Annotated in this window: 31 protein-coding genes, 1 tRNA gene and 1 riboswitch; of the genes, 14 read left to right on the forward strand and 18 right to left on the reverse strand. The window is 71.2% G+C overall.

All coding sequences use genetic code 11. The features are described from left to right. The first annotated feature begins 1 nt into the window (after position 1). Genes ABIC61_RS03990 through ABIC61_RS04000 form a run of 3 tightly spaced genes read left to right on the forward strand, consistent with a single transcriptional unit; the run spans position 2 to position 2,867 of the window. Positions 2 to 967: an ABC transporter permease gene (locus tag ABIC61_RS03990; RefSeq protein WP_354028901.1), complete on the forward strand. Its 966-nt coding sequence runs from the start codon at positions 2 to 4 to the stop codon at positions 965 to 967. Beyond that, positions 964 to 1,800 carry an ABC transporter permease gene (locus ABIC61_RS03995; protein ID WP_354028902.1) on the forward strand — a complete coding sequence of 279 codons (837 nt, stop codon included), beginning with the start codon at positions 964 to 966 and terminating at the stop codon, positions 1,798 to 1,800. Before ABIC61_RS03990 ends, ABIC61_RS03995 begins: the two co-directional genes overlap by 4 nt. Then, positions 1,797 to 2,867: an ABC transporter ATP-binding protein gene (locus ABIC61_RS04000; protein ID WP_144753087.1), complete on the forward strand. Its 1,071-nt coding sequence runs from the start codon at positions 1,797 to 1,799 to the stop codon at positions 2,865 to 2,867. The genes ABIC61_RS03995 and ABIC61_RS04000 overlap by 4 nt, the downstream gene beginning before the upstream one ends. 165 nt (positions 2,868 to 3,032) lie before the next feature. On the opposite strand, the gene ABIC61_RS04005 is transcribed toward ABIC61_RS04000, so the two are convergent. Next, the gene (locus ABIC61_RS04005) at positions 3,033 to 3,512 is read right to left on the reverse strand and encodes an NUDIX hydrolase (RefSeq protein ID WP_354028903.1); all 480 of its coding nucleotides are present in this window, start codon (positions 3,510 to 3,512) and stop codon (positions 3,033 to 3,035) included. Between the two features lie 59 nt (positions 3,513 to 3,571). On the opposite strand from ABIC61_RS04005, the gene nagB reads away from it, so the two are divergent. Further along, positions 3,572 to 4,357, forward strand: a complete 786-nt coding sequence (gene nagB, locus ABIC61_RS04010) for a glucosamine-6-phosphate deaminase (RefSeq protein ID WP_354028904.1) — start codon at positions 3,572 to 3,574, stop codon at positions 4,355 to 4,357. Between the two features lie 19 nt (positions 4,358 to 4,376). Here the strand turns inward: nagB and ABIC61_RS04015 are convergent, their stop codons facing one another. After that, positions 4,377 to 5,564, reverse strand: coding sequence for a MalY/PatB family protein (locus ABIC61_RS04015; RefSeq protein ID WP_354028905.1), 1,188 nt, complete (start codon positions 5,562 to 5,564; stop codon positions 4,377 to 4,379). A 326-nt stretch (positions 5,565 to 5,890) separates the two neighbouring features. Between ABIC61_RS04015 and ABIC61_RS04020 the strand changes: the two genes are divergently transcribed. Beyond that, positions 5,891 to 6,619, forward strand: a complete 729-nt coding sequence (locus ABIC61_RS04020; protein ID WP_354028906.1) for a G5 domain-containing protein — start codon at positions 5,891 to 5,893, stop codon at positions 6,617 to 6,619. Between the two features lie 65 nt (positions 6,620 to 6,684). Here the strand turns inward: ABIC61_RS04020 and ABIC61_RS04025 are convergent, their stop codons facing one another. From ABIC61_RS04025 to clpS, 9 genes are all read right to left on the reverse strand, one after another. Next, positions 6,685 to 7,593 (reverse strand): alpha/beta hydrolase family protein, encoded by a 909-nt coding sequence (locus tag ABIC61_RS04025; protein ID WP_354028907.1) that lies wholly within the window; start codon positions 7,591 to 7,593, stop codon positions 6,685 to 6,687. Beyond that, positions 7,590 to 7,808 carry a hypothetical protein gene (locus ABIC61_RS04030; RefSeq protein ID WP_144753072.1) on the reverse strand — a complete coding sequence of 73 codons (219 nt, stop codon included), beginning with the start codon at positions 7,806 to 7,808 and terminating at the stop codon, positions 7,590 to 7,592. Before ABIC61_RS04030 ends, ABIC61_RS04025 begins: the two co-directional genes overlap by 4 nt. Before the next feature lie 50 nt (positions 7,809 to 7,858). Then, on the reverse strand, positions 7,859 to 9,040 hold the full coding sequence (gene nagA, locus ABIC61_RS04035) for an N-acetylglucosamine-6-phosphate deacetylase (protein ID WP_354028908.1): 1,182 nt from the start codon (positions 9,038 to 9,040) through the stop codon (positions 7,859 to 7,861). After that, the gene (locus tag ABIC61_RS04040) at positions 9,037 to 9,435 is read right to left on the reverse strand and encodes a YrdB family protein (protein ID WP_144753066.1); all 399 of its coding nucleotides are present in this window, start codon (positions 9,433 to 9,435) and stop codon (positions 9,037 to 9,039) included. The genes nagA and ABIC61_RS04040 overlap by 4 nt, the downstream gene beginning before the upstream one ends. 8 nt (positions 9,436 to 9,443) lie before the next feature. Further along, positions 9,444 to 10,322 carry a formyltetrahydrofolate deformylase gene (purU, locus tag ABIC61_RS04045; protein ID WP_354028909.1) on the reverse strand — a complete coding sequence of 293 codons (879 nt, stop codon included), beginning with the start codon at positions 10,320 to 10,322 and terminating at the stop codon, positions 9,444 to 9,446. Positions 10,323 to 10,394: 72 nt separating this feature from the next. Then, entirely contained in the window at positions 10,395 to 11,816 is a 1,422-nt protein-coding gene (locus ABIC61_RS04050; RefSeq protein WP_354028946.1) for an MFS transporter, read from the reverse strand. A 4-nt stretch (positions 11,817 to 11,820) separates the two neighbouring features. Continuing rightward, positions 11,821 to 12,246 (reverse strand): MarR family winged helix-turn-helix transcriptional regulator, encoded by a 426-nt coding sequence (locus ABIC61_RS04055; protein WP_354028910.1) that lies wholly within the window; start codon positions 12,244 to 12,246, stop codon positions 11,821 to 11,823. A gap of 101 nt (positions 12,247 to 12,347) precedes the next feature. Continuing rightward, a complete protein-coding gene (locus tag ABIC61_RS04060) occupies positions 12,348 to 12,818 on the reverse strand; it encodes a DUF2017 family protein (protein ID WP_144753054.1) in 471 nt (156 codons plus the stop codon). After that, entirely contained in the window at positions 12,815 to 13,114 is a 300-nt protein-coding gene (gene clpS, locus ABIC61_RS04065; RefSeq protein ID WP_144753051.1) for an ATP-dependent Clp protease adapter ClpS, read from the reverse strand. The genes ABIC61_RS04060 and clpS overlap by 4 nt, the downstream gene beginning before the upstream one ends. 37 nt (positions 13,115 to 13,151) lie before the next feature. Then, a riboswitch (ZMP/ZTP riboswitch) is annotated at positions 13,152 to 13,237 on the forward strand. A 56-nt stretch (positions 13,238 to 13,293) separates the two neighbouring features. On the opposite strand from clpS, the gene glyA reads away from it, so the two are divergent. The 4 genes from glyA (at position 13,294) to ABIC61_RS04085 (ending at position 16,656) form a co-directional block, all read left to right on the forward strand. Continuing rightward, a complete protein-coding gene (gene glyA / locus ABIC61_RS04070) occupies positions 13,294 to 14,577 on the forward strand; it encodes a serine hydroxymethyltransferase (protein ID WP_313957238.1) in 1,284 nt (427 codons plus the stop codon). A gap of 17 nt (positions 14,578 to 14,594) precedes the next feature. Next, positions 14,595 to 15,506 (forward strand): tetrahydrofolate dehydrogenase/cyclohydrolase catalytic domain-containing protein, encoded by a 912-nt coding sequence (locus ABIC61_RS04075; protein ID WP_354028947.1) that lies wholly within the window; start codon positions 14,595 to 14,597, stop codon positions 15,504 to 15,506. A gap of 218 nt (positions 15,507 to 15,724) precedes the next feature. After that, entirely contained in the window at positions 15,725 to 16,177 is a 453-nt protein-coding gene (locus ABIC61_RS04080; RefSeq protein ID WP_144753048.1) for a hypothetical protein, read from the forward strand. Then, positions 16,174 to 16,656, forward strand: a complete 483-nt coding sequence (locus ABIC61_RS04085; protein WP_354028911.1) for a hypothetical protein — start codon at positions 16,174 to 16,176, stop codon at positions 16,654 to 16,656. Before ABIC61_RS04080 ends, ABIC61_RS04085 begins: the two co-directional genes overlap by 4 nt. Before the next feature lie 11 nt (positions 16,657 to 16,667). Here ABIC61_RS04085 and galK read toward each other — a convergent pair whose 3' ends face one another. Continuing rightward, positions 16,668 to 17,807: a galactokinase gene (gene galK / locus ABIC61_RS04090; protein ID WP_354028912.1), complete on the reverse strand. Its 1,140-nt coding sequence runs from the start codon at positions 17,805 to 17,807 to the stop codon at positions 16,668 to 16,670. Beyond that, a complete protein-coding gene (gene galT, locus ABIC61_RS04095) occupies positions 17,804 to 18,901 on the reverse strand; it encodes a galactose-1-phosphate uridylyltransferase (RefSeq protein ID WP_354028913.1) in 1,098 nt (365 codons plus the stop codon). Before galT ends, galK begins: the two co-directional genes overlap by 4 nt. A 64-nt stretch (positions 18,902 to 18,965) precedes the next feature. Between galT and ABIC61_RS04100 the strand changes: the two genes are divergently transcribed. Beyond that, positions 18,966 to 19,835 carry a DeoR/GlpR family DNA-binding transcription regulator gene (locus tag ABIC61_RS04100; RefSeq protein WP_354028914.1) on the forward strand — a complete coding sequence of 290 codons (870 nt, stop codon included), beginning with the start codon at positions 18,966 to 18,968 and terminating at the stop codon, positions 19,833 to 19,835. Next, entirely contained in the window at positions 19,832 to 20,764 is a 933-nt protein-coding gene (locus tag ABIC61_RS04105) for an aldose 1-epimerase family protein (protein ID WP_354028915.1), read from the forward strand. The genes ABIC61_RS04100 and ABIC61_RS04105 overlap by 4 nt, the downstream gene beginning before the upstream one ends. Positions 20,765 to 21,028: 264 nt before the next feature. Here the strand turns inward: ABIC61_RS04105 and ABIC61_RS04110 are convergent, their stop codons facing one another. The 4 genes from ABIC61_RS04110 to ABIC61_RS04125 form a co-directional block, all read right to left on the reverse strand. Further along, positions 21,029 to 21,349: a hypothetical protein gene (locus ABIC61_RS04110; protein WP_144753031.1), complete on the reverse strand. Its 321-nt coding sequence runs from the start codon at positions 21,347 to 21,349 to the stop codon at positions 21,029 to 21,031. Positions 21,350 to 21,513: 164 nt separating this feature from the next. After that, entirely contained in the window at positions 21,514 to 22,326 is an 813-nt protein-coding gene (locus ABIC61_RS04115) for an SGNH/GDSL hydrolase family protein (RefSeq protein ID WP_354028916.1), read from the reverse strand. Positions 22,327 to 22,451: 125 nt separating this feature from the next. After that, positions 22,452 to 22,524, reverse strand: a tRNA-Lys gene (locus ABIC61_RS04120). Positions 22,525 to 22,578: 54 nt separating this feature from the next. Further along, positions 22,579 to 22,740 (reverse strand): DUF2207 domain-containing protein, encoded by a 162-nt coding sequence (locus ABIC61_RS04125; protein ID WP_144753026.1) that lies wholly within the window; start codon positions 22,738 to 22,740, stop codon positions 22,579 to 22,581. A gap of 126 nt (positions 22,741 to 22,866) precedes the next feature. On the opposite strand from ABIC61_RS04125, the gene ABIC61_RS04130 reads away from it, so the two are divergent. The 3 genes from ABIC61_RS04130 (at position 22,867) to ABIC61_RS04140 (ending at position 25,455) form a co-directional block, all read left to right on the forward strand. Further along, the gene (locus ABIC61_RS04130; protein WP_144753022.1) at positions 22,867 to 23,496 is read left to right on the forward strand and encodes a DNA-directed RNA polymerase subunit beta; all 630 of its coding nucleotides are present in this window, start codon (positions 22,867 to 22,869) and stop codon (positions 23,494 to 23,496) included. A 466-nt stretch (positions 23,497 to 23,962) separates the two neighbouring features. Continuing rightward, entirely contained in the window at positions 23,963 to 24,562 is a 600-nt protein-coding gene (gene sigK / locus ABIC61_RS04135; protein ID WP_144753019.1) for an ECF RNA polymerase sigma factor SigK, read from the forward strand. Beyond that, entirely contained in the window at positions 24,559 to 25,455 is an 897-nt protein-coding gene (locus tag ABIC61_RS04140; RefSeq protein ID WP_354028917.1) for an anti-sigma factor, read from the forward strand. The genes sigK and ABIC61_RS04140 overlap by 4 nt, the downstream gene beginning before the upstream one ends. A 177-nt stretch (positions 25,456 to 25,632) precedes the next feature. On the opposite strand, the gene pstB is transcribed toward ABIC61_RS04140, so the two are convergent. Further along, complete coding sequence (gene pstB / locus ABIC61_RS04145; protein WP_144753013.1) at positions 25,633 to 26,412, reverse strand: phosphate ABC transporter ATP-binding protein PstB; 780 nt, start codon at positions 26,410 to 26,412, stop codon at positions 25,633 to 25,635.

Consider the following 26,412-nt stretch of genomic DNA (forward strand, 5'->3'; position numbering starts at 1 on the left):
CATGACCACCGCATCGGCAGGCGCGAAGAGCGCCGCAGCGCCGGCCCTCGGCGCGACGCTCGTCACGAGCGAGCAGCCGGCCGATGCCACCGCCCGCCGCGTCGCCGGACCCCGTGTCCGGCGACGCGGCGGCGTCGCGTGGCTCGGCCTCACCCCGTTCGCCGCGTACGTCCTGCTCTTCCTCGCCGTCCCCGCGGTGATCGCGATCGGCAGTGGCTTCTTCGACGCCTCCGGTCGGCCGACGGTCGTCAACCTCGCCGCCTTCGCGGACCCGTCGGTGCTCCGCGCCTTCGGTGGCTCGTTCGCGCTGTCCGCCGCCTCTGCCGTGATCGGTGCCGTCATCGGGGCTGTCGTCTGCTGGGCGCTCGCCGCACTCCGGCCCGACGGACTCGTCCGGTCGATGATCGACTCGGCCGCGAGCGTCCTCGCCCAGTTCGGCGGCGTCATGCTCGCCTTCGCGTTCATCGCGACGATCGGCGTGCAGGGGCTCGTCACCACGTGGCTGGTGTCCGCGTTCAACGTCGACCGCAACGCGAGCGGCGGGTTCCTGTACACGGTCCCCGGGCTCGTCATCCCCTACGTCTACTTCCAGGTACCGCTGATGGTGCTGACGTTCATGCCCGCACTGGAGGGCGTCAAGTCCCAGTGGGGCGAGGCCGCCGCCACGCTCGGCGCCTCCCGCGCGACGTACTGGCGCCGCATCGGACTGCCCGTGCTCGCCCCCGCCTTCTGGGGTTCGCTGCTGCTCCTGTTCGCGAACGGGTTCTCGTCGTTCGCCACCGCCGCGGCACTCATCTCGCAGGGCGGGATCGTGCCGCTCACGATCCGCGCGCAGCTCACGAGCGAGACGATCATCGGGCTGCAGAACGTGGCCGGGGTGCTCGCCTTCGGCATGGTCGTCGTCATGGCCGTCGTGATGGGCGGCTACTCGCTGCTGCAGCGTCGGGCAGCGAGGTGGCAGCGATGAACCGGCCTGGAGGCACGACTCGCGTTCCCCGCTTCGGCGCGGCTCCGTCGCGGGTCACCGCCGCGATCGTGCTGGTCGTGATCGGCCTCGTGTTCGCCGTCCCGCTCGTCGCCCTCGCCCAGTTCACCTTCCGTCAGGGGACGGAGGGGAGCCTGACGCTCGCGCACTACACGGCGATCGCGGACCCGCTCAACGCGGCGACCTACCAGCCGGTGTTCGACGGCCTCGGCGCCTCGCTCCTCATCGCCGTCATCGCGGTGGCGATCGTCCTGCTGGTGCTCCTGCCCGCGCAGGTCATCACCGCCCTCCGGTACCCTCGCCTCCGCCGCGTCCTGGAGTTCGTCTGCATCGTGCCGATCACCGTCCCGGTCGTCGTGCTGGTGGTCGGGTTCATCCCCGTGTACCAGGTCGTCGCGCAGGTCTTCGGGTCGGACGCGTGGACGCTGTCCTTCGCGATCGGCATCATCGCGCTGCCGTTCGCGTTCCGCCCGATCGCCGCCGCCATCACCGCGATGGACATGGCCGTGCTGTCCGAGGCCGCCCGGTCCCTCGGCGCCTCGTGGTGGACGGTCACGTGGCGGGTGCTCCTGCCGAACCTCCGCCGCGGCATCACGGCCGCGTGCTTCCTGACCATCACGGTCGTCCTCGGCGAGTACACCCTCGCCTCGTTCCTGTCCCGCACGACGTTCCAGACGGCGCTCGTGCTCGTGCAGCAGACCGACCCGTACGTCGCCGCGATCTTCTCGCTCGGCGCACTCGTGTTCGGGTTCGTGCTGCTCGTCGTCATCGGCCGGATCGGCGCGCGGCGCACCGGCGAGAAGGAGTCCGCATGACCGTCACCGCCCCCGCCGCCCCGACGTCGCTGTCCTCCACGGGCGCGACCGTCGAGCTCGAGGCCGTCGAGAAGCACTACGGTGCCCACCGCGCTCTGGCCGGCCTGTCCCTCCGCGTCGAACCGGGTGAGTTCGTCTCGCTGCTCGGCCCGTCCGGGTGCGGGAAGACCACGGCCCTCCGCGCGCTCGCCGGCCTCGAGGCCATCGACGCCGGCTCGATCCGCATCGACGGCGCCGACGTCGCGAGCACCCCGGTGAACAAGCGCGACATCGGCATGGTGTTCCAGCAGTACTCGCTGTTCCCGCACATGACGGTGCGGCAGAACGTCGCCTTCGGCCTGGAGATGCGCCGGGTCCCGGCGGCAGCGCGCCGCGAGCGGGTGATCGACGCGCTCGACATGGTGCACCTGGCGGACTTCGCGGACCGGTACCCGCACCAGCTGTCGGGAGGGCAGCAGCAACGCGTCGCCCTCGCCCGCGCGCTCGTCACCCGACCCCGGGTCCTGCTGCTCGACGAACCGCTGTCCGCCCTCGACGCCAAGGTGCGGGTGTCCCTCCGCGACGAGATTCGCCGCATCCAGAGCGACCTCGGCATCACCACGGTGTTCGTCACCCACGACCAAGAGGAGGCGCTCGCCGTCTCCGACCGCATCGCCGTGATGAACGCCGGGGACATCGAGCAGATCGGCACGCCCGAGGAGCTCTACCGCTCCCCGTCGTCGGCGTTCACCGCGGACTTCGTCGGGCAGTCGAACCGACTCCGAGGCGACCTGCGCGGCGGCGACGTGTTCGTGTACGGGTTCCGCGTCCCCGCGCTCGACGCCGCGGCGGCCGACGGCCCGGTCATCGCCTTCGTCCGTCCCGAGGACGTCGCCTTCGCGGCAGAGGGCGTCACCGGAACCGTCGTCGCGTCGAGCTTCCTCGGCTCGATCCGGCGCACCACGGTCCGGCTCGACGACGACACCGTCGTGACCGTCCAGCACGAGGTCGGCGACCGTCGCGTGGCTGGCGACGCCGTCGCCGTGCGCCTGCTCGGCGCGCCCGTGGCGGTGGCCCCGCTCACCTGATCGCGAGGGCGACAGTGCTCGCCGGCCCCTCCGGTCGGACCCGCCGGAGCGACAGATGTCCGCAGAACGTTCGCGGGAATCTGTCGCTTCGGCGGGTGGTGGAGCCGGCCGATGACGGACTGGAGGCGCGGGGCGGGGCCGCACCGTGCCTCCAGTCCGGTGGGATCAGCGCTGGAAGCGTGCGGCCGGATCGTCGGAGAGGGCCGCGTCGATCCGAGCCCGCATGCTCGCCGACATGTCCGGCAGCGCGTCGAGCCGGGCCCAGAACGCCTCGGTGTTCTCGCCGTCGGCGGGGAAGGGCTCACCGGACACGTACCGGCACGCGAACACCAGGTCGAGGTACTGCGCCCGGTCACCGTTCGTGTACGTCATCTCCGGCAGCACCTGCACCCACGCCAGGCGCTCGGCGACCGCGACGACGGCGGCCTCCTCGAGGACCTCGCGCTCGGCGGCGACCGCGGGTTCCTCGCCGGGGTCGACGATGCCCGTCACCGGCGTCACGGCGTGGTTGTCTGCCCGGCGCACGACGAGGAGCTCGCGATCAGGACCCTCGCCGCGCGTCACGACGGCGGTGACCCCGGTGAGCCAGAGCGGGTCGTTCCCGATCTTCGCGCGGAGGGACAGGACGAAGTCAGGCGTGGGCATGTCGCCACGCTACCGACACCGCCCTGTCGCGGACTGGTCATGACCAGTAGGCTGTGACCGTGGAGATCATCATCCTGCCCACGCCGGCTGAGGTCGGTCGCGTCGCCGCGGCCAAGATCGCTTCCGTCGTCGCCAAGAAGCCGTCCGCCGTCATCGGTGTCGCCACGGGGTCCAGCCCCCAGGGCATCTACGCCGACCTCAAGCGTCGTGTCGACGCGGGGGAGATCTCGTTCGCCGAGGCCCGCGCGTTCGCCCTCGACGAGTACGTCGGGATCCCGCTCGAGCACCCGGAGTCGTACGCCTCGGTGATCCAGCGTGACGTCATCGAACCGCTCGGGTTCGAGCCCTCCCGCGTGCGGGTGCCGGACGGCCGCGCGTCCGACCTGGAGTTCGCCGCGAAGGAGTACGACGCCGCGATCCGCGCCGCCGGCGGGGTCGACGTGCAGATCCTCGGCATCGGCGCGAACGGGCACATCGGGTTCAACGAGCCGACGTCGTCGTTCGCGTCCCGCACGCGCATCAAGACCCTCGCGCCGTCCACGCGCGAGGCCAACGCCCGGTTCTTCGACAACCTCGACCAGGTCCCGACGCACTGCATGACGCAGGGGCTCGGCACCATCCTCGACGCCCGTGAGCTCGTCCTCGTGGCGCAGGGCTCGTCGAAGGCCGACGCGGTGGCAGCCGCGGTCGAGGGTCCGCTGTCGTCGTTCGTCCCCGGGTCCGCGCTGCAGCTGCACGAGCACGCGACCGTCGTCGTCGACGAGGAAGCCGCCGCAGGCCTCAAGCTCGCCGACTACTACACGTACACGTACGCGAACAAGCCGGCCTGGCAGCTGTTCGAGTAGTCCGTCCGCGCTCGACCGATCAGCCGTCTGCCCGCCGCGACCACGCGGTGTGCAGGCGGCTGAGTCCTTCGTCGAGGGTCTCCGCCGAGCACCCGAAGTTCAGCCGGGCGAAGCCGACCCCCTGGCGCCCGAAGTCCGGTCCGCTGCCGAGCGCGACCTTCGCCTCGTCGACGAGCAGGGCCGCGGGATCGTCGCCCCACGGGAGCGCCCGCAGGTCGAGCCACGCGAGGTACGACGCCTGCGGCTGCCGGTACCCGGCGCCGGGCAGCACGTCGCCGAGTCGTTCGGCGAGGGTGCGCCGGTTCGCCGCGAGCTCGGTGAGCAGCGACGCGAGCCACGGGCCGCCCTCGCTGAACGCCGCCACACTCGCCGTGTAGCCGAGGATCCCGGTGCGCTCGACGACCTCGCGTGGCATGCCGTCGAACCACTCGCGGGCGCGGTCCGAGGCGCCGATCATCAGCGCGCACTTCGTCCCGGCGAGGTTCCACGCCTTGCTCGCGCTCGTCAGTGCCACGCCGAGACCGGCGGCCTCTGGGCACGAGTCGAGGAACGGCGTGAACGTCGTGTCGGCGTGCACGAGCGGGGCGTGGATCTCGTCGGAGACCACCACGGCACCCCACTCCGCGGCCAGGCGGGCCAGTGCGGCGAGGTCGTCTCGCGAGTGCACCAGGCCGAGGGGGTTGTGCGGGTTGCAGAGCAGGACCGTCCGGGCGCCGTCCGCGAAGGCCCGGGCGATCCCGTCGAGGTCCATCCGCCACCCGGCCGTCGTGTCGAACGGGTCGGCAGGGCCCTCCGGTGCGACAAGCGGGACCTCGGTCACGGAGCCACCGGCCTCGGCGACGTACTCCCAGAACGGCGGGTACACGGGCGGCATGATGACGACCTGGTCACCGGGCTCGATCACCCGGCGGAGCGTCTCCACCGCCGCGACCGAGACGTCCGTGGTGGTACGGACGAGGTCGGGGTCGACACGCCAGCCCCACCGGGCCTCCGCGAAGTCCGCGAAGGCCTCGGGCAGAGCACGGCCGTGCCCGACGTACCCGGTGTCGCCGTTGGTGACCGCGGCCACGAGGGCCTCCCGCACGGGCTCGGCGAGCATGCTGTCCATCTCGGCGACGAACATCGGCAGCACCTCCGGCGGGTAGGCCGTGTACTTCTCGCTGGTGCGGGTGCGGTTCGCATCGAAGAGGGAGACCATGACGCTCATGGGGCCATCCTCGCAGTCGTTGCCCCGAGCAGGTGGAGATGGGGCCGGCCGCGGGATGTGGATCTCCGGTCCCCGAACGCTTCCGAGCCCGGACGACCGGCTCCGGTCCGCGCCTGCCCCGTGAACAGGGGACTGGGCTGCTCGTGAGATGCATCGCAGACTGACGCAGTTCTCGACCCGAAGGAGCACTGTTGTCCGTCCCGCCATCCTCCCCGCCCAGTACCCGAACGCGGCGGCGGATTCCCGTCGGCACGTGGATCGGGTTCATCGCGACAGCCCTCCTCGTGCTCGTCGGGCTCGCGTCCAACGGTTTCTGGGGGACGGTGATGCTCGTCTCACTGGTCGTTCTCGTCACGGCCGTCTACGGCGTCGTGTTCCGGCGGACGACGTGGCTCCGGCTGCCCCGGAAGCGGTCCGCGGCAGCGATCGGCGCCGGCGTCGCGCTCGTCGTGATGATCGGCTCCGGCTCGGCGTTCGGCGCGACGCATCCGACGCCGTCCGAGCCCGTCGTCGCAGCCGCCCACACGTCGACGAGCCGGCCTCACGCCTTCGTCGCCGAACGGACGCCGACCGCGACGCCGTCCCGGACCCCGAGGCCGACACCGACGCCGACGCCGGTCGTCGTGACGAAGACGGTGACCGAGACGATCTCGGTCCCCTTCGCGTCGCAGACGGTCCAGGACGCCTCGCGCGCGCAAGGGACGTCGGTCGTCACGACGCCTGGGCGAGCCGGCGTCCAGACGAAGACGTGGCGCATCACCACGACGGACGGTGTGGAGACCGGGCGCACGCTCGTGAGCGACACGGTCACGACGCCACCGACCGCTCAAGTGACGTCCGTCGGCACGTACGTCGCGCCACCGCCCCCTCCTGCGCAGTCGACGTGCACGAACGGCACGTACGTCAACAGCGCTGGCACCACCGTCTGTCGGCCCGAGGTGGCGAACAGTGCTCCGAGCGGCGCGACCGCCAAGTGCGGCGACGGCACCTACAGCTTCAGCCAGTCGCGCAGCGGGACGTGCTCACGGCATGGCGGGGTGGCTGCCTGGCTCTGAGAGGAGAGAGGGCGACCGCGGGCGAGTATCGACTGCGCCGGACGTGAACAGCGACGGACCGGTCCTCAGGCGGGCACGAGGTGCCGGACGGCCGCCGCGGTGACGTGCGGTGGCATCGTGTGCCCGCCGGGGAACAGCTCGGCCGTCACGACGTCCGGACGGAAGGCATCGAGGACGTGGTGCACGCCGTCGAGCGGGAACAGCGCGTCGTCCGTCCCCGAAGCCACGAGGAGCGGTCGGTCGACGGCGGCGGCGATCAGGGCGACGTCACCAGCCGCGGTGAGGCCCGGGACGAACCACGCAGGGTTGTGACGGATGCGAGCGGCCTCGAACGACGCCAGCGTGCCGAGCCCGCAGCTCACGACGCCCGACGTCAACCGGGAGTCGAGGGCGAGCGCGAACAGTGCGACCTGCCCGCCGAGGGAGTGCCCGATGATGCCGGGTCCGGCCTCGGTCGGGTTCGTCTCGGTCATCCAGGAGGTCACCGTGGCGATGTCGGACGTGTGCTTCGCCTGGAGGCTGCTCCCGTTCGCGACGCGGAACAGCGCGTCGAGTCGTTCGTCGGCGGCCGGTTCGTCGGTCCACGCACGTCGGCGTTCCTCGAACCCGAGCAGGTCGGGCATGATCACGCGGGCACCGGCGGCCGCGAGCGTCGCACCGTAGGCGAGACTCGGGTCTCCCGCTCGCCCGGCGGGTTCGCGCTTCCCGACGGCGAAGTCGCCCGCGTGCTGGTGGACGGCGATCACGTCGGCACGATGACGACCGTGCGGTGTGAGGAGCAGACACGGGATGGTGTCGCCGTCTGCAGTGTCGAGCTCGACACGCGACGACTCCACGGCCTCGTCGCTTCCGAGGGGTTCGACGCGGACCGCGGTCGGACGGAGCGAGTCGAGGGACGGCAACCCGAGGAGCTCGAGGACGCGTGCCCGGGCCGGGTCGACCCTCGACGCCGCACCCGGCAGCCGTGCGGTCACGAGTCGCGGCCCTGAGCCCGCGCACGGCGCACCACGACGAGACCGATCGTCGCTGCGGTCGCCGGGATGGCGAACGAGAGGAAGGCGCCCGTCGCGATGACGTTTCCCCGCGCCGTCCGCTCCGGATCCTCGCCGGGGAGTCGCCCGATGAGCACCAGGACGGTCGTCGCGAGGACGATGGCGACGGTCCACAGCGTGATGGTGAGCACGGTCATCCCGATCACCAACCGTCGTCGCCGGTCCCGCTGGGCTTCGTCCACGCCGATCAGCCGAGCTGTCGCCCGGCACCCCAGACCCGCTGCACCTCGAGCGACGGCGACAGCGCCACGAGGTCCGCCGCGAACCCCGGCGCGATCCGCCCCAGCCGGTCGCCGAGCCCCAGCGCCGCAGCCGGCACGCTCGTCAACGCCGCCACGGCCTCGGGCAACGGCAGTCCCGCGCGCATGACCGCGTTCCGCAGCGCGACGTCCTGCGTCAGCGTCGAGCCGGCGATCGTGTCCGTCCCGGCGACGTGCGCGACGCCGTCCGTCACGGTCACGGCGAGGGACCCGAGCGTGTAGGAACCGTCGGCGGCGCCGGCAGCGCCCATGGCGTCGGTGATGAGGGCGACGCGGCCCGGAGCGGCACGGAGCAGCATCGATGCCACGGACGGGTGCACGTGCACCCCGTCGAGGATGAGTTCGAGCGTCACCCGGTCGTCGGCCACGGCGGCGGCGATCGGCCCCGGGGCGCGGTGGTGGATGCCCGGCATGGCGTTGAACGCGTGCGTGAGCAGGGTCGCACCGGCGTCGAACGCGGCACGCGCCTGGTCGTACGTGCCGACGGTGTGGCCCACGGCGACGGCCACGTCGGCCGCGACGAACTGCTCCGTCGCGGACAGGGCGCCGGGGAGTTCCGGGGCGATGGTGACCTGCCGGATGACGCCGTCACCGGCCTGCAGCAGGTCCGCCACCGGATCAGGCGACGGGTCGATCAGGAACGACTCGTTGTGCGCGCCCTTGTTGTGCGGGGAGAGGAACGGCCCCTCGAGGTGCACGCCGAGCACGAGCGGGTCGTCCGCCATCACCGCACGCACCCGGTCCAGTGACGAGGTGAGCGTCGGAACCGGGTTCGCGACGAGGGACAGCACCGACCGGGTCGTGCCGTGCGCCCGGTGCACCGCGAGGGCGTCCGCGAAGGACTCGTCCTCGTACGCGGCGCCCGCACCGCCGTGCCCGTGCAGGTCGATGAATCCGGGGGTCAGGACGGCGTCGCCGAGGTCGACGACCTCGTCGACCGAGGACGCCGCAGGCGCCTCGGGACCAGCCCCGACTGCGTGGATCGTGTCACCGACGACGAGGACCCAGCCGTCCGCGGTGGAGCCGGCCGCGTCGACGACGTGGGCCGACCGGACCAGGGTGCGCCGCGCCTCCAGGCCGACCGACGGAACCGACGCACCGACGCTCATCGCGTCTCCTTCCGGAACTGCACCACGCCCGACAGGGCGGCGACCACGATGAAGACCAACCCGACCACCGGGTACCCGATCGAGATCCAGCAGCCGCCAGCGGCGACGATCAGCGCCACCTCGACGATCGTCTTGCCGACCACGTCCGTCTCGATCGGCGACGCCGACGAGCGGAAGAAGTACCAGACCACGGCCGCGAACACCGGCGCACCGATCATGAACAGGATCGCGGGCATCGGGAACGGCCACGCGAAGTAGCCCCACGTCGCCAGCGAGAGCAGCCCGAAGGCGCAGACCACGATGCGGAGCACACCCCAGGCATCGACCCGGCGGCGACGGATCGCGTGCGGGTCCGGGGTGTCTCCCCAGTCGACGGGGGACTGCGGTGCTGACATGCGTGGACCTACTTGAAGATGATCGTGCGGGCGCCGTCGAGCAGGACTCGGTCCTCCGCGATCCAGCGCACCGCCTGGGTGAGAGTGCGGGACTCCTCGTCCTGCCCGATCGACACGAGCTCGGTGGGGTCCTTCGTGTGGTCGACCCGGACGACGTTCTGCTCGATGATCGGGCCCTCGTCGAGGTCGCTCGTCACGAAGTGCGCCGTCGCACCGATGAGCTTCACACCGCGGGCGTGCGCCTGTCGGTAGGGGTTCGCGCCCTTGAATCCCGGGAGGAACGAGTGGTGGATGTTCACCGCACGGCCCTCGAGCGCCGCGCACAGCTCCGGCGACAGGATCTGCATGTAGCGCGCGAGGACGACGAGTTCGATGTCGTGCTCCTCGACGGCCTGCAGGATCCTCCGCTCCATCTCCGTCTTGCTCGCGGCGTCCGTCACCGGCCGGTGCTCGAACGGCACGGAGTAGAACGACGCCAGCTCGGCGAGGTCCGCGTGGTTCGACAGCACGAGGGGGACCTCGATCGGCAGCTGTCCGCCGCGCTGCCGGTAGAGCAGGTCGTTGAGGCAGTGGCCCGCCTTCGACACGAGGACGAGCGTGCGCATCGGCCGGCCGACGACGTCGAGCTGCACGCGGGCGTCGTAGCGCTCGGCGACGGGGGCGAGTGCTGCCTCGAACGTGGCACGGTCGACCGGCGCCATGACCTGCAGGCGCATGAAGAACGTGTTCGTGTCGACGCTCGAGAACTGCTGCGACTCGGTGATGTTGCCGTTCGCCGCGACGACCGCTCCGGAGACGGCGTGAACGATCCCGGGCTGGTCGTCGCAGACCAGGGTGAGGGTCCAGTGCGTGGGGCTCGCGGTGCTCGCGGCGGTCGGGTCGGTCACCGGATCAGGGTACCGGGATCGGGGGCTCCGCCCGGCCTGGAGGCACGGTGCGGCCCCGCCGATCGGGTCGCGTCAGCGGGGGAGCGGCTTGGCGAGTGCGCGGTCGGCGATCGTCAGGACGCTGACGAGCACCGCGACGCCGACGATCACCCATGCGAGCACGTGCAGGTCCGGCGTGGTCGGGGCCTGGCCGAACACCCCGCCGATGAGCGAGGACGCTGCGATCGCGCCGATGTAGACGCTCGTGCGGGAGAGGCCGGCGGCGGTGCCGATGTACTCCGCCGGTACGACCCGGTACAGGGCGGCCTGGTTCGACACGGACGCCAGGGCCTGCGGGACGCCGAACAGCGCCGGTGCGAGCACGAGCAGCCACCACGGCGACCCGACGCCGAGGAACAGCAGGAGTGCGCCGCCGACGATCGGCACGACCGCGGCCACGATCAGCGGCCCGCGCACGGCGGTCTTCCGCGCCACGAGGAACGACGCCACCCCGGCCACGACCGCGGCGGGGAGCTGCATGTACCCGGCGACGTCGCTCGGGTAACCGGCGACGTCCTGCACCCACTGCGAGAACCCGTACGTCATCGTGTAGGCCATCAGGTACGTCAGGAACAGCCGGACGTAGGTGCGCGACAGTGCGCCGTTGCGGGCGAGCAGCCGGACGTCCACGAAGGGCTTCACCGCGCGCAGCTCCCACAGCACGAGCGCCACGAGCAGGACGATCGCGACGCCCAGCAGCCACCAGAGGCCGGCCGAGACGTCGAGCAGGAACACGAGCAGCGCCGAGACGAAGCCGGTCATGAGGAGCATGCCGAACGGGTCGAGCGCCGTGAGGACGGGCAGGTCCTCGTCGCTCCGCGGGCGGAGCCTGTCGGACGGCAGCCAGAGCGCCGACACGATGATGCCGAACACGGCGAGGGGCACGTTGACGAGGAAGATCGCGTGCCACCCGAACGCCGCGATGAGCGCGCCACCGAGCGGCGGACCGGCAGCTGCGGACACGAGCGACGTGATCGACAGCGCACCGAGCACGAGCGACGGGGTCGGCTTCCCGATCCTGGTGGAGTGCTGGCGCAGGGTGGTGAGCGCCGCGGGGTACGCCGCCGACGTCCCGATGCCGATGAGCACGCGGGCGAACACCGCGCCGCCGAAGCCGGTCAGGACCTCGGGCACGACGCCGGCGACGCCGACGATGACGAGCCCCGTCAGGAACACCTTCTTCGGCCCGAACCGGTCGGCGAGCTTCCCCATCGTCGGCTGCGCGATCGCACTGGCCAGGTAGAGCGCGGCGACGAGCCAGATCGCCTGCGCGGAACCGATCCCGAGGTCACGGGAGATCGGGGCGAGGGCGACCGACACCATCGTGGTGTTGATCGGGTTGAGCAGCGGTCCGACGAGGACGGGGACGAGGAGCTTCGGACCGAAGCCGCTGCCCTTCGGGTCGGTCGCCGGGGTGACGGGTGTGGAGGCGGTTGCGGTGGACGTGGCGGTCAGTCCTTCAGGGTTCGACGACGGGGCCGAGGATGGCGATCGAGCGCGCGACGGTGGCGCGGTCGTCGGGGTCGAGTGCTGCCAGCCGTTCGGCGAGCAGGCGGGTGCGGGAGCGGTGCGAGTCCTCGCGGGCGGCGTGGCCGGCGTCGGTCGCGCTGACGATGGTGCGGCGGCCGTCCTCGGGATCGGGGTCGCGGGTCGCCAGGCCGAGATCGACGAGGGCCTGCACGGTCGCCCCCATCGACTGCGGGCGGACGCCCTCGGCGCGGGCCAGCTCGGCGGTCGTCGTCGCGCCGTCGCGGATCAGGCGGCCGAGCGCTGCCGACTGCGAGGCGGTGACGTCGTCGACCTTGCCGGCGAGGGTCGTGCGTCGGATCTGGCCGTAGAGCGTGAGCAGCTCACCGGCGAGTTCGTCCGACGCGCGTGATTCCATACCGCCACGGTACTACTTCGGCAGGTGAACTTGCAAGGCAACCTGTCGATCATCGTGGCCGACGGAACGGAGGCGAGCCGTGCCTCCAGTCCGACGGTCCGTCAGCGCGTCAGCGTCTCGACCAGGTGCTCCTGCACGTACCCGAGCCAGTCGTAGACGTCCCGCAGGCCGACGCCCGCGTCGGCCGTGTACGACTGCTCCTCCGAGGCGGAGTCGACGATCCCGAGCCGGTCCGCGATCGTCAGCCGCAGATCCGTCAGGCAGCGCAGCCAGGCCTGCTCGTCCGCCGGCTCGAACGCGCCCTCGCGCGCTCCGGTCGACCACGCGTGCACCGTCGAGGCGTTCGTCGTCTTCTGCGCGACCAGGTCCGCCTCGGTCCAGCGTCGGAACTCCGCACTCGCGTCGACGTCGTCCGGGTAGGCGTCCGGGAACATCCGCGCCGCGACCGGGTCCGACGACAGGTCCCCGCCGAGCACCTGCTGCAGCTGCTCCGTCAGCGACGTGAGGACGGAGCGCTCGCCGGAGGACATGCCGAGGTGCACGCCGTCGGCCCGGCGGACGAACGGGATCACGGGGTGGGGGCCTTGTCCACCGACGCCTGCAGGCCGTAGCCGTGCATCGCCTCGACGTGGGCCTCCATCGCCTCGCGTGGGCCGGTCGCCACGACGGCCCGGCCCTCGTCGTTCACCTGCCGCATCAACCGCTCGGCCTTCGCCCGTGGGAACCCGAAGTACTGCTGGAAGACGTAGGTCACGTACGACATCAGGTTCACCGGGTCGTCCCACACGACGGCGACCCACGGGGAGTCCGGGCGCACGCTCGTGCGGGCGTCGGTGCGCTCGTCGACGTCGGGCGTCAGCAGGGTCATGCACCCAGGGTGACACGAACCGGCTCGCTCGGTACGATCGTCAGGTCGCGACTGGCGTTGGATGGGTCACCATCGGGAAGCGACACCTGACACGGTGCGCGGCCGTACGCCTGGGCCGCGCCCCACCGTCCACCTCGTCGCGCACGCGCGGCGGAACGACAACGAGGAGTCCCGTGTCCATCACCGATCTGCCCCCCGCAGCCACCAACACCGCCTTCAACGCCCCGCTGAGCGAGGTCGACCCCGAGATCGCACGCGTCCTCGAGCAGGAGCTCGGCCGCCAGCGCGACACCCTCGAGATGATCGCATCCGAGAACTTCGTGCCGCGGGCCGTCCTCGAGTCGCAGGGCTCCGTGCTCACCAACAAGTACGCCGAGGGCTACCCGGGCAAGCGCTACTACGGCGGTTGCGAGTACGTCGACGTCGCCGAGCAGCTCGCCATCGACCGTGCGAAGGCGCTCTTCGGTGCTTCCTACGCCAATGTGCAGCCGCACTCCGGCGCCAGCGCGAACGCCGCCGTCCTGCACGCCATCGCCTCGGCCGGCGACACCATCCTCGGCCTCGAGCTCGCCCACGGTGGGCACCTCACCCACGGCATGAAGCTCAACTTCTCCGGCCGCATCTACAACGCCGTCGCGTACGGCGTCGACCCGGAGACCTTCGAGGTCGACTACGACGACATCCGCGCGAAGGCCATCGAACACCAGCCGAAGGTCCTCATCGCCGGGTGGTCCGCCTACCCCCGCCAGCTCGACTTCGCGAAGTTCCGCGAGATCGCCGACGAGGTCGGTGCGACGCTCTGGGTGGACATGGCGCACTTCGCCGGTCTCGTCGCCGCCGGCCTGCACCCGTCGCCCCTCCCGCACGCCCACGTCGTGTCGTCGACGGTGCACAAGACCCTCGCCGGTCCGCGCTCCGGCATCATCCTGTCCAACGACGAGTCGCTCTTCAAGAAGCTCAACTCGGCCGTGTTCCCGGGGCAGCAGGGCGGCCCGCTCATGCACGTGATCGCCGCCAAGGCCACCGCGTTCCTGCTCGCCGCGACCCCGGAGTTCAAGGACCGGCAGGAGCGCACGCTCCGGGGCGCCCGCATCCTCGCGGAGCGCCTCACGCAGCCCGATGCGCGCGCGGCCGGTATCGACGTGCTCACCGGCGGCACCGACGTGCACCTGGTGCTCGTCGACCTCCGCGAGTCCGAGGTCGACGGCAAGCAGGCCGAAGACCTGCTGCACGAGGTCGGCATCACCGTGAACCGCAACAGCGTGCCGTTCGACCCGCGCCCGCCGATGGTCACCTCGGGTGTCCGCATCGGTACCCCGGCGCTCGCGACGCGCGGCTTCGGGGACGCCGAGTTCACCGAGGTCGCCGACATCATCGCGCTGACGCTCATGCCGAACCCGGACACCGACGCGCTCTCGGCACGGGTGAAGGCCCTGACCGACGCGTTCCCGCTGTACGCGTGAGCGGCGTCGTGGCTGATCTGCCGCGGGCGCTCTGGGCAGGTGAGGGCTCTGCCGTCCGCATCGACGGCACCGCACTCGCCGCCCGCACGCTCGACGACCTGAAGGTCCGCATCGATCGCCTGCACGACCACGGGTTCCGGCCCGGGCTCGGCACGATCATGGTGGGGGAGAACCCGGGCTCGGTGTCCTACGTCGCGGGCAAGCACCGTGACTCCGCGCAGATCGGGCTCGACTCGGTCCGCATCGACCTGCCGTCGTCGGCGAGTGCAGCGGACATCCGCGCGGCGATCCTGCAGATGAACGACGACCCCCGGGTCACCGCGTTCATCGTGCAGCTCCCGCTGCCGCAGGGGATCGACCCGATCCCGATGCTCGAGCTGATGAACCCGGCGAAGGACGCCGACGGCCTGCACCCGACCAACCTCGGCGAGCTCGTGCTCGCCGTCCCCGGTGGTGCCGGCACGATCGACGCGCCCCTGCCGTGCACCCCGCGCGGCATCGTCGCGATGCTCGAGGCGTACGGCGTCCCGATCCGGGGCCAGCACGTCACGATCATCGGCCAGGGCCTGACGGTCGGGCGCCCGCTCGGTCTGCTCCTCACCCGGCTCGAGGCGACGGCGACCCTCACCCACTCCCTGACCGAGGACGTCGCAGCCGAGTGCCGCCGAGCGGACATCATCGTCGCCGCGGCCGGTGTCGCCGGACTCGTGCAGCCGGACTGGGTGAAGCCCGGCGCCGCGGTCATCGACGTCGGCATCAGTCGGGTTGTGTCCGAGGAGACCGGCAAGGCTCGCCTGCGGGGCGACGTCGACCCCGCCGTGGCATCGGTCGCGGGCTTCCTGTCGCCGACGCCCGGCGGCGTCGGCCCGATGACCCGCGCGATGCTGATGAAGAACGTGGTCGAGGCCGCGGAGCGCCACCTGAAGTAGCGCGCGCGGGCGCGCGTGAGTCGCGCGTGCCGCAAGCGTTCGTGTGAGCAGAAATCGTCGGGTTCCGTCGCGGGACCCGACGATTTCTGCTCACCAGACGCGGCCTGGAGGCCCGGCTCGGCCCCGCCCCGTCGGTCCGGCCGCGCACGTGGCCGGTTCGGGGCCGCCCCTCGGACGGGCGCTTCCGGTGCGGGTCGACGCCGCGCTACGGTTCGAGCATGACCACGACCGCCGCGGAGCCCACGGCACGGGAGTCGCTCTTCACGAGGGACGCCCGAAAGCTCGTCTGGATCACGCTGTTGTGCCTGTTCCTGCAGGTCCTCGCGCAGAACTGGTCCGCCGCCCCGCCGCTGCCCGGCAGCACCGACGTCCGCCAGCTCGGCTTCGTGCAGTTCGAGGCGCGGCCGTGGATCGGGTGGGTGCTCCTGACGATCGGTTTCGCAGTAGCTGGCTTCGTCGTCGGGGTCGCACGTCGCGGTGCTGCGCGGTGGGACCAGGACCGGGTGCTCGCGCTCGGTCTCGCCGGGGTCATCGGCGTGACCGTCCTGGTGTGGATCGTGTACTTCGTGCAGTGGCTGTGGGTGTTCTGGGCCGTGGCGCACGGCAACCTGCACCCGATCACGATCGGCGACGTCTCGTGGTCGATCGAGCGGCTCGGGGACGCGCCGTGAGCGTGATGGCGCCGACCGGCCGGAAGCTCCGGCCGCGCGCCTGGGGCCTCGCGCTCATCGGCATCGTCGCGATCGTGCTCGCCCCGACGTTCACCACGTGGAGCGCGTCGGCCGACTACGGCGGGGTCGATGCAGACGGCCACTGGATCGACAACGCCGGCAACCCGGTGACGAGCGCGCCGCCGACCGTGCAGGTCGAGGGGCACCTGGCGCCCGTGATGCTCGTGGCGCTGCTCGTCGTGGTCGTCGTCGGGGTGTTCCTGCCTCCGACGCTCGAACGGTACGGCCAGCGGACCCTCGGCGACATCGTCCGGTACTCGGCGTACCTGGCCGTCCCGGTCGTCGTCGTGGTCGGGGTGCTCGTCTACACCGTGTGGCAGGGCCACGTCGTGATGGCGCAGATCGATCACCAGGTCCTGCACCCGCACGGCTTCCCGGGCGGCGGCGTCACCGTCACCACGGGCCACATGACCCGCTGACGCGCAGGGCCTCAGTCGCGCCGAGCGCCCTGCGCGGCGTGCACGGTGAAGACGTTCGGCTCGCGGTACCCGGCCGCGGCGAAGGCGGCGGTGACGGCGTCCGCGATCGCGCCACGTGCCTCCCGGTCGACCAGCGCGATCGCTGCACCACCGAACCCGCCACCGGTCATCCGTGCACCCACCGCACCGTGCTCCATCGCGGTGGCGGCCGCGAGGTCGAGCTCCGGCACGGAGATCTCGAAGTCGTCGCGCATCGACTCGTGCGAGGCGACGAGCAGCGACCCGATGGCCCGCGGCCCGTGCTCGCGCAGGGTGCGGACGGTGTCGAGGACGCGCTGGTCCTCGGTCACGACGTGGCGGACACGACGGAAGGTCTCGTCGTCGAGGAGCTCCTGCGCGCGGGGCAGGTCGTCGACCGACAGGTCACGCAGCGCCTCGACGCCCATCGCCGCAGCTCCCCGTTCGCACGAGTCGCGCCGGGCCTTGTACCCGCCGGTCGCGTGGGCGTGCTCGACGCGGGTGTCCACGACGAGGACCTCGAGACCGTTCGCCTCGAGTGCGAGGTCGACGACGGCGGTGTCGAGCGTGCGGCAGTCGAGGAACACGACCGCGTCCTGCTCGCCGAGGAGCGATGCGGACTGGTCCATGATCCCGGTGGGAGCGCCGACGGCGTGGTTCTCGGAGTACTGGCCGACACGGGCGAGGGCCTTCCGGCTGAGCCCCAGGTCCCACAGGTCGTTGAACGCGAGCGCGACGCCGCACTCGATCGCGGCGCTGGAGGACAGTCCGGCGCCGACGGGCACGTCGGACTCGATGAACACGTCGAAGCCGGTCTTGTCGGACAGGTCCGCCCCGGCGTGCTCGGTGAGCGCCCACGCGATGCCGAGCACGTACGCTGACCAACCCTGCATGCGTGACGGGTCGAGGTCGTCGAGCGACAGCGACACGACGCCGCCGGCCTCGTCGAAGGCGGACGCCACCTGCAGCAGGCGGTCCGTGCGTGGGGCGATCGACGCAGTCGTCCGACGGTCGATGGCGAAGGGCAGAACGTACCCGTCGTTGTAGTCGGTGTGCTCGCCGATCAGGTTGACGCGACCGGGCGCGGAGTACCGCACGGCGGGCTCGTACCCGTAGACCTGCTGGAACGTCATGCGCGCTCGATCCCTCCTCGGATGAACTCGGCCGCCTTCTCGGGCACGAGGTCCCCGATCCAGGCGCCCATGGCGGCTTCGCTGCCGGCCAGGAACTTCAACTTGTCCGCCGCACGACGCGGCGACGTGATCTGCAGCATCAGCCGCACGGTGTCGCGGCCGGTGTGCACCGGTGCCTGGTGCCACGCGGCGATGTACGGCGTCGGGTCGCCGTAGAGCTCGTCGATGCCGCGGGTGAGCCGCAGGTGCATGTGCGCGAGCTCGTCCTTCTCGGCGTCGGTGAGGCCTGCGAAGTCCGGCACGTGCCGGTGCGGCAGCATGTGGATCTCGATGGGCCACCGTGCGGCGAACGGCACGAAGGCGGTGAAGTGCTCGCCGGCGAGGACGACCCGCTCCGACGCGCGTTCGTTAACGAGGTGCTGCTCGAACAGGTCCGGCCCGAAGCGGTCGATGCTCGCGAGCAGTCGCTGGGTGCGCGGCGTGACGTACGGGTACGAGTAGATCTGCCCGTGCGGGTGGTGCAGCGTGACGCCGATCGCCTCGCCCCGGTTCTCGAACGGGAACACCTGCTGGATGCCGGGCATCGCGGACAGCGCGGCGGTGCGGTCCGCCCAGGCCTCGACCACGGTGCGGGCCCGCGACTCGGAGATCGACGCGAACGAGCCGGAGGTCTCGGGGGAGAAGCAGACGACCTCGCACCGGCCGATGGAGCGGAACTCGCGGTTCAGACCCACGTCGGACAGCGACTCGAGTGACGCTGGTGCGTCCTCGGCTTCGAGCAGGGGACCGAACGACGGCGAGCGGTTCTCGAACACGGCGACGTCGTACCGGCTCGGGATCTCGGATGGGTTCTCGGCGGTCTGCGGCGCGAGCGGGTCCTGGTCGGCCGGCGGCAGGAACACCCGGTTCTGTCGGCTCGCGGCGATGGAGACCCACTCGCCCGTCAGGACGTCCTGCCGCATGCGGGCCGTCTCCGGCCGCGGGTCGAGCACACGCTGGTCGATGCTGCGCTCGGCGGGCAGCGTCGAGTCGGCGTCGTCGAAGTAGATGAGGTCGCGTCCGTCCGCGAGCTTCGTCACGCGCTTGGTGATCACCGCACCACCCTAGCGGCCGTCCGAAGGATTGCGAAAGACTCCGGAAGCAAGCGAAACTGAGCACATGACGGATGACGACCTCTCCTTCCTCGCCGGCGCGCTCCCCGCGCCGCTGCGTCAGGACCGCATCGTCTCCATCGTCGAGGGCGCGCCCGGCATGGTCCGGACGGCCGCCCTGGCAGCGGCCCTCGGAACCAGCGAGGTGACCGTCCGGCAGGACCTCGCCTCCCTCGATCTGGAGGCGCGGCTCAGGCGGGTGCGCGGCGGTGCCGTCCGCCTCGGGGTCGGTTCCGGCGAGCGTGCGTTCGAGGAGACCGTCGTGGAACACCAGGTCGCGAAGGCCGCGATCGGCCGTGCGGCCGCCGCGCTCGTGCGTTCCGGGCAGTGCGTCCTGCTCGACGTCGGCACGACCCCCGCCGCCGTGGCGTCCGCGCTGGTCGCCCGAGAGGACCTCGTCGACGTCACCGTGGTCACGAACTCGTTGACGACCGCACTCGCGCTCGAGGCCGCGGTGCCGCGCTTCACCGTCGTGGTCACCGGCGGCACGCTGCGACCGCTCCAGCACTCCCTCGTCGCCCCGTTCAACAACACGCTGCTGCCGATGCTCGCCGCCGACGTCGTCTTCCTCGGCGGGACCGGACTCGACGTCGCGCACGGCCTGACGAACGTGAACCTGCCCGAGACCGAGGCGAAGCGCATGCTGGCGGCGGCGGCCCGGCGTACCGTCGTCGTCGCGGACGGGTCGAAGTTCGGCCGGGCCCACATCGGGGTCGTCCGCGCGCTCGAGGACATCGACGTCGTCGTCACCGCCGAGACCACGTCCGACGCCGTCGCCCCGATCCGGGCGGCCGGGGTCGAGGTCGTCGTCGCGGACGGCAGCGAGGACTCCGCCGGGGTCGACCCGGCACCGAACGGAAGGAACGAGACCGCATGACCGCAGCACCCACCGGGGGCCAGTACCACCTCCGCCACGCCGGACCCGACGGGGTCGTCGAGGCGGTCGTCACCGAGGTCGCCGCCGGCATCCGGGAGCTCAGTGTCGCCGGCTTCGACCTCACCGAGCCGTTCCCCGTGTCGGAGCAGCCGCCCGGGGCGAACGGCATCGTCCTCGCACCGTGGCCGAACCGCGTCGCCGGCGGGGTCTGGGAGCTCGACGGCAAGCGCCAGCAGCTCGACGTCTCCGAGCCGAAGTACGGCAACGCCTCGCACGGGCTGCTCCGCTTCTCGCCGTACCGGGTGGTGTCCCAGACGGAGTCGTCGGCCCTGCAGGAGGCCACGATCCACCCGCAGCACGGGTGGCCGTTCACCCTCGAGACCCGCGTGCACCACGAGCTCGTCGACGACGGCATCCGCATCACGCACGAGGTCGTGAACCGTTCCGGTGTCCGGGCGCCGTTCGCGATCGGCGCGCACCCCTACCTGCGTGCCGGCGACACCCCCGCCGAGGACCTCGTCGTGACGCTGGACGCCGCGACCGCCTTCACCGTCGACGAGCGGAAGGTGCCGAACGGCTCGGTACCGGTGTCGGGGACGCCCTTCGACCTCCGCGCCGGCCGACGTGCTGGAGACTCGGACCTCGACACCGCCTACACGGACATCACCCCGGATGCCGAAGGGATCCGGCGGACGACGATGCACGGTCCCGAGGGCGACGGTGTCGAACTCTGGCAGGACGCGTCGTTCCCGTACGTGCAGGTCTTCACCTCCCGCGAGTTCCCCCGTGGTGACGGCACCGGGCTGGCCGTGGCGGTCGAACCGATGACCGCGCCAGCGAACGCGTTGAACTCGGGGGAGGGCCTGCGCTGGCTCGAGCCCGACGAGTCCTGGACGGGTACCTGGGGCATCCGCCGCGTCTGGTCCTGACGACAGAGGGCCGAGCCCCCGCTACTGCGAGCGCTACCGCGAGCGCCCACGTCGCGCGTCGAAGTCGCGCGATCTGCCGTTCGGCTCGCCCCGAAGCGGCCGAACGTGCGACCTCAGAGGATGACCGACGGCGCGTCGTGCGATCTCGGGAGTGATGCCGCGCGGGACGCGGCCTCGCGTGGCGCCGGCTCGGCCTGCCGAAGGGCCAGCATGAAGAAGGCCCCGCCGGTGTGTCCAGCGGGGCCTTCGTGGTCGTCCGTGTCGTCAGGCGCGGCGCATGCGCAGCGCCTCGACCGCGAGGGACTCGCTGGCGTAGCGGCCCACCTCCTGCGCCCATGCCGGGTCGTCCCCGCGGAGGGCGATGAAGTCCTTGCGCTGGCGGCACACGTACCCGAGCACCGCGGTGCCGGTCGCGACCTCGACGAAGTCCTTGCGGATGTGCCGGGTCGTGACCTGCGCGTTGCGGCGGAGCGTGTCGAGCAGGAGCTCGTTGCTCATCGTCGTGTTGGTCGCTGCTGCGAGCTCGACGATGCGGCGCGCGTCCCCGGTGCTGCTGGTCTGCGTGGCTTCGATTGGCTCGATCACGGTGTACCCCGTTCGTTCCTGGTGATGCGGTTCTGCGGGATCCGTCGATCGGATCCGGGAACGACACTATCGGCGTCAGGCCAACAGTCTGCTGAACGCGGACTGAACTGTGGACTGGAATCGTCATGAGTCCGCTGTGGAGGGCTTGTACCCCGATCAGGCGCTCAGAGGCACTGCGGTTCGTCGGACGGCGCGGCGAGGTCATCCAGGGCGTCCGCGACCTTGTCCGCCAGGTACTGGTACCCGACGTCGTTGAGGTGCTGACCGTCCGACGCCGCGAACCCCGGGCTGTTCATGGTCGTGAACCACTGCCGCTCGAGCGGGTCGATGTAGGTCACGCCCGCGGCCTTCGCCCCCGCTGCGACCGCCGAGGAGATCCCCCCGGTGACCTCGGCGCGCGGCTGCGGGGCCGACGGGCCGATGGCGACGATGACGGCATCCGGCCACTGGCGCTCGGCTTCGCGCAGCGTCGACTCGACGGTCGTCCGGAGCTGGTCGGTGCCGACGAGCCAGTCGTTCTGGCTGCCCTGCACGAGCACGAGCTCGGGGTCGAGGTCGCGATGCGCCGCGATCCGCGCGGAGAACGTCACGCGGGACGAGCCGTAGGTGCCGGTGTTGACGTACCCGGTGCCGCCCAGGCCGTCGATCGTGGCGTCCCAGCCGAGGTCCGTGACGATGTCCTGCGCCCAACCGTGTTCGCTCCGGGTCGACCCGCTGCCCTTCGTGTACGAGTCGCCGACGATGAGGACGTCCGATCCCGGAGCGATTGCGTCCCGCACGCGATCGGCGGGGACCAGGGCGGTGTCCGGTGCCACCTGGCAGGCGTTCGACACGGCGGGCAGCATCACGAGGAGGCCGGCGGTGCCGACGGCCATCGCACCGAGCGCCACCATGGGGAGGGTGCGTCGGTTGCGGAAGCGTCTGGTGGGGAAGGACCGAGGAACGTCGGGCCGTCCGCCGTCGGTTCGTCGAGCCACGCCTGGATTGTACGGCAGTACATCGGAGTGGCCTGTCAGTGAGTGCGCGACGCGACCGGGATCAGGTGGGCCCCGTGGGGCTCGAACCCACGACCCTCGGATGAAAAGCCGGTGTTCAGGAACGGTGGGCCCCGTGGGGCTCGAACCCACGACCCTCGGATTAAAAGTCCGGTGCTCTACCAACTGAGCTAGAGGCCCTCACCCGCAAGGCTAGCGGGTGAGGGCCTCCAGTACGTCCGGTGTGGGACGAGGTCAGCTGCGACGACCCGTCAGGGTCCGCAGCAGCCACACGATCACCGCGATGACGAGCAGCACGATCCCGACCCACAGCAGGAACTTCAGGCTCGCGGTGAAACCACCGACGAACAGCAGGATGACCGCGATCACGGCCAGGATGATGAGCAGGGCGTTCATGGAGTGTCCTCTTCTTCACGTCCGGGAGGGGTGCCTCCCTGGCGGAGCACGGTACCCGTTCCGAGCCGGTTGCGTTCTCGGCGAACGGGGGACGGGAGTGTCATCGGACGCGCCTACACTGTCGCGGTGCCTCGCGATCACCACCGTCCAGTCCACTTCACCGACCAGGAGTTCGCCGCGATCCAGGGCGGCGAGGACCCCGCGCTCGTGAACCGTGTCGCGCACGAGACCGCGAACGCCCTGCTGCACCGTGTGCGCGAGGACCCGGACCCGGCGGTCGTCGAGCGCCTGGTGACCTACACGGACGTGCACGGCATCGATGCGATCGCAGAGCTGTGGGCGCGTGTGGGGGCGCACACGCTGCCGGGTGCACTCTGGCGGATCTACCTCGTCCGGGTCGTGATCCGGCAGAACCCGGAGGAGATCGCGTACTTCTTCGAGCGCGGCACGGAGCGCATCGGCACGATCGACGAGGCCGTCGCGGGTGCCGAGCAGCCGACGGGGCCAGCGGAGATCCTCACCCTCGCGGACCGCATCCTGCACGGCCTGTACACGGGCGACCTGGCGGTGGCGCTCGATCGCGGAGCCGCGTTCTGCAGGCTGACCGCGGCCGGCGCGACGGCGGTGGCGGATGAGTCCGACCTCACGGCGGACGACCGCGCCGCCGAGCTGACGACGCGTGCCCTGCGCCTGACGGAACTGGCGGCCGACCTGACCGAAGCGGCGGCGCTGTGGCGTCGCGACAGCCTGGACTGAGCGACCGGCGGGGCGGACCCGCACCGTGCCTCCAGGCCGGAACGACAGGCCGAACACACGACAGGCCGAAACCGGGCACAGAAAAACCGGGCCGCAGAAGCGCCTCTCGGCGCGAGGCCGCTCGAAGCGGCGAATTTTGGAGCCCGGGGCTTGCTGCGGCCCGGCGACACCGAGTCTACGAGACGTCTGCCGTGCGCACGACCGTGTTCACTCTCGGTGGACAGACCAGGTCCCGGGCGTGTGACCCGAACAGGGATGAGAACCGCTCCAATCCGACGGGGCGAGGGTGCCGAATCATCACCGTGACGGGCGAACCGCTCGTCACGAAGCGAGGGTCCCGCGCGACCCGGTCCGCTCCCTGGCGGTCAATTCCCTGCGGGTCACGCGGGCCCTCGTCCTGCTCCGACACGGGTGAACCGAACCTGTGCGTCAGGCCACAACGCAACCGAGAGGAGGGAAACCTGCAATGCTTGCCATCGTGGAACGCGACACCGAGGCCTGGAGCTCGACCGAGCCCGCTCCGGCGTCGCCTGATGACCTCCTCGCCCGGGTGGCGACCGGCGATCAGGCGGCCTTCTCCGATCTGTACGACGTCCTGTCCGGCCGGGTGCTCGGCCTCGTGACGCGCCTCCTGCGGGATCGAGCGCAGTCGGAAGAGGTCGCACAAGAGGTCTTCCTCGAGGTCTGGCAACAGGCCGCACGGTTCGACCGGCAGCGCGGGACCGCTTCCAGCTGGGTCCTCACCATGGCCCACCGCCGAGCGGTCGACCGGGTGCGGGCATCGCAGTCCTCGCACGACCGGGACACGAAGATCGGCATCCGCGACTTCGAGGCGGGCGTCGACGACGTCTCCGAGTCCGTCGAGATCCGGATCGAACACGAACGTGTCAGCCGGGCCCTCGCGAAACTCACCGAGTTCCAGCGACAGGCCGTGCAGCTCGCCTACTACGGCGGCTACTCGCACAGCGAGATGGCCGCACACCTCGGTGTCCCGATCGGCACCGTCAAGACCCGTCTCCGTGACGGGATGATCAGACTCCGCGACGAGATGGGGGTGACGTCATGACCGAACGCCACGACGACCCTGCCCTGCTCACCGGGTCCCACGCTCTCGATGCCCTGTCGGACGACGAGCGCGAGCTGCTCGAGGCCACCTTCTCCGACTCTCCCGAGCTCCGGGCTGAGGCGGACTCGCTGCGCGAGACCGCGCTGCAGCTGGCCTACGCGGTGGACCCGATCGAGCCTCCTGCTTCGATGAAGGCGTCGCTCATGGCGCAGATCGCGTCGACGCCGCAGGCGGCGCCGCTGGCTGCTTCGGGTTCCGCTCCTGCTGCTTCCGTTCCTTCGGCTTCCGTTCCTTCGGCTTCCGTTCCGGACGCCGACGGTGATGCCGGCCAGGAGGCACGGTTCACCCCCGCCACGCGCCGCACCCGTGCAGGTGGCAGCGCCACTGCCGCCGCCCAGCGTCGGTGGTTCCAGCGTCCGGCAGCCGTCCTGTCCACCGCAGCCGCGGTCGCCGTGGTGTTCCTCGGTGTCGGTCTCGGCGTGGGCACGGCGTTCACGCCCTCGAACCAGCCGGGTCCGGGCACGACGCAGGCGAGCAGTGGACTCGACCGGATCTACGCTGCGTCGGACTTCAAGCGGAGCACCGCGAAGGTCTCCGGTGGCGGGACGGCCACCGTCGTGTGGTCGAACTCGCTCGGCAAGTCCGCCGTGATCCTCGACGGTGTCGCCGCAGCACCGAAGGGCAAGACGTATGAACTCTGGTACATCGGCTCGGAGGGCACGGGCGGCAAGATCAGCTCGGCAGGCCTGATGGACGGTGTCGCGGACGGCGTGCACTCGGCGGTGCTCACGGGCACGCGGTCGCACGGTGTGACGATCGGCATGACCGTGGAGCCCGAGGGCGGTTCGGAGCAGCCGACGACGACGCCGATCATGGCGGTCCCCACCGCCTGACGCGGTTCACGTCTCCCCGCTCGCGTGGCACGGTCCGCGGGCGGGGAGTTCGTCGTGCCGCGGGGCGTGCTTGGCGGGTGGCGGTGCGTGCTGCCCCGCGCGGACTCGGAACGACAACTCCGCTGTCGTACGACGTCGGTCTTGTCGTTCCGGGTCAGCGGACGGAGCGTGCGCCGATCACCCGAAGCGGCCCGAGACGTAGTCCTCGGTGGCCTGCACCGACGGATTCGAGAACATCGTCGCCGTGTCGTCGTACTCGATGAGCTTGCCCGGAGCGCCGGTGCCCGCGATGTTGAAGAACGCCGTCTTGTCGCTCACGCGCGAGGCCTGCTGCATGTTGTGGGTCACGATCACGATCGTGAACTCCTTCTTGAGCTCCTCGATGAGGTCCTCGATCGCGAGGGTCGAGATCGGGTCCAGCGCCGAGCAGGGCTCGTCCATGAGGAGCACGTCCGGCTGCACCGCGATCGCACGCGCGATGCAGAGACGCTGCTGCTGGCCACCGGACAGGCCCATGCCGGGCTTGTCGAGGCGGTCCTTGACCTCGTTCCAGAGGTTCGCACCCTGCAGGGAGCGCTCGACGATGTCGTCGGCCTCGGAGCGGGACACGCGCTTGTTGTTGAGCTTCACACCGGCCAGCACGTTGTCCTTGATGGACATCGTCGGGAACGGGTTCGGCCGCTGGAAGACCATGCCGACCTGGCGGCGGACGATGACCGGGTCGACGCCGGCGCCGTACAGGTCGTCGCCGTCGATCTTGACCGAGCCCTCGACGTAGGCGCCGGGGATGACCTCGTGCATGCGGTTCAGCGTGCGGAGGAAGGTCGACTTGCCGCAGCCGGACGGGCCGATGAACGCGGTGACGGTGCGGGGCTCGATCGTCATGTCGACGCCCTCGACCGCCTTGAACTTCGAGTAGTAGACGTTGAGGCCGTCGACCTCGATGCGCTTGGACAC

The organism is Curtobacterium sp. 1544, from assembly GCF_040544915.1.
GTDB classification, from domain to species: Bacteria; Actinomycetota; Actinomycetes; order Actinomycetales; family Microbacteriaceae; genus Curtobacterium; species Curtobacterium pusillum_C.

What these genes read in the sequence shown, in the direction of transcription:
- ABIC61_RS03990 (WP_354028901.1), top strand. Translation starts at nt 2, where the DNA reads ATGACCACCGCATCGGCAGGCGCGAAGAGCGCCGCAGCGCCGGCCCTC.
- ABIC61_RS03995 (WP_354028902.1), top strand. Translation starts at nt 964, where the DNA reads ATGAACCGGCCTGGAGGCACGACTCGCGTTCCCCGCTTCGGCGCGGCT.
- ABIC61_RS04000 (WP_144753087.1), top strand. Translation starts at nt 1,797, where the DNA reads ATGACCGTCACCGCCCCCGCCGCCCCGACGTCGCTGTCCTCCACGGGC.
- ABIC61_RS04005 (WP_354028903.1), bottom strand. Translation starts at nt 3,512, where the DNA reads ATGCCCACGCCTGACTTCGTCCTGTCCCTCCGCGCGAAGATCGGGAAC.
- ABIC61_RS04015 (WP_354028905.1), bottom strand. Translation starts at nt 5,564, where the DNA reads ATGAGCGTCATGGTCTCCCTCTTCGATGCGAACCGCACCCGCACCAGC.
- ABIC61_RS04020 (WP_354028906.1), top strand. Translation starts at nt 5,891, where the DNA reads ATGCTCGTCTCACTGGTCGTTCTCGTCACGGCCGTCTACGGCGTCGTG.
- ABIC61_RS04030 (WP_144753072.1), bottom strand. Translation starts at nt 7,808, where the DNA reads ATGACCGTGCTCACCATCACGCTGTGGACCGTCGCCATCGTCCTCGCG.
- nagA (WP_354028908.1), bottom strand. Translation starts at nt 9,040, where the DNA reads ATGAGCGTCGGTGCGTCGGTTCCGTCGGTCGGCCTGGAGGCGCGGCGC.
- ABIC61_RS04040 (WP_144753066.1), bottom strand. Translation starts at nt 9,435, where the DNA reads ATGTCAGCACCGCAGTCCCCCGTCGACTGGGGAGACACCCCGGACCCG.
- ABIC61_RS04055 (WP_354028910.1), bottom strand. Translation starts at nt 12,246, where the DNA reads ATGGAATCACGCGCGTCGGACGAACTCGCCGGTGAGCTGCTCACGCTC.
- clpS (WP_144753051.1), bottom strand. Translation starts at nt 13,114, where the DNA reads ATGACCCTGCTGACGCCCGACGTCGACGAGCGCACCGACGCCCGCACG.
- ABIC61_RS04080 (WP_144753048.1), top strand. Translation starts at nt 15,725, where the DNA reads ATGACCACGACCGCCGCGGAGCCCACGGCACGGGAGTCGCTCTTCACG.
- galK (WP_354028912.1), bottom strand. Translation starts at nt 17,807, where the DNA reads ATGACGTTCCAGCAGGTCTACGGGTACGAGCCCGCCGTGCGGTACTCC.
- ABIC61_RS04100 (WP_354028914.1), top strand. Translation starts at nt 18,966, where the DNA reads ATGACGGATGACGACCTCTCCTTCCTCGCCGGCGCGCTCCCCGCGCCG.
- ABIC61_RS04105 (WP_354028915.1), top strand. Translation starts at nt 19,832, where the DNA reads ATGACCGCAGCACCCACCGGGGGCCAGTACCACCTCCGCCACGCCGGA.
- ABIC61_RS04125 (WP_144753026.1), bottom strand. Translation starts at nt 22,740, where the DNA reads ATGAACGCCCTGCTCATCATCCTGGCCGTGATCGCGGTCATCCTGCTG.
- sigK (WP_144753019.1), top strand. Translation starts at nt 23,963, where the DNA reads ATGCTTGCCATCGTGGAACGCGACACCGAGGCCTGGAGCTCGACCGAG.
- ABIC61_RS04140 (WP_354028917.1), top strand. Translation starts at nt 24,559, where the DNA reads ATGACCGAACGCCACGACGACCCTGCCCTGCTCACCGGGTCCCACGCT.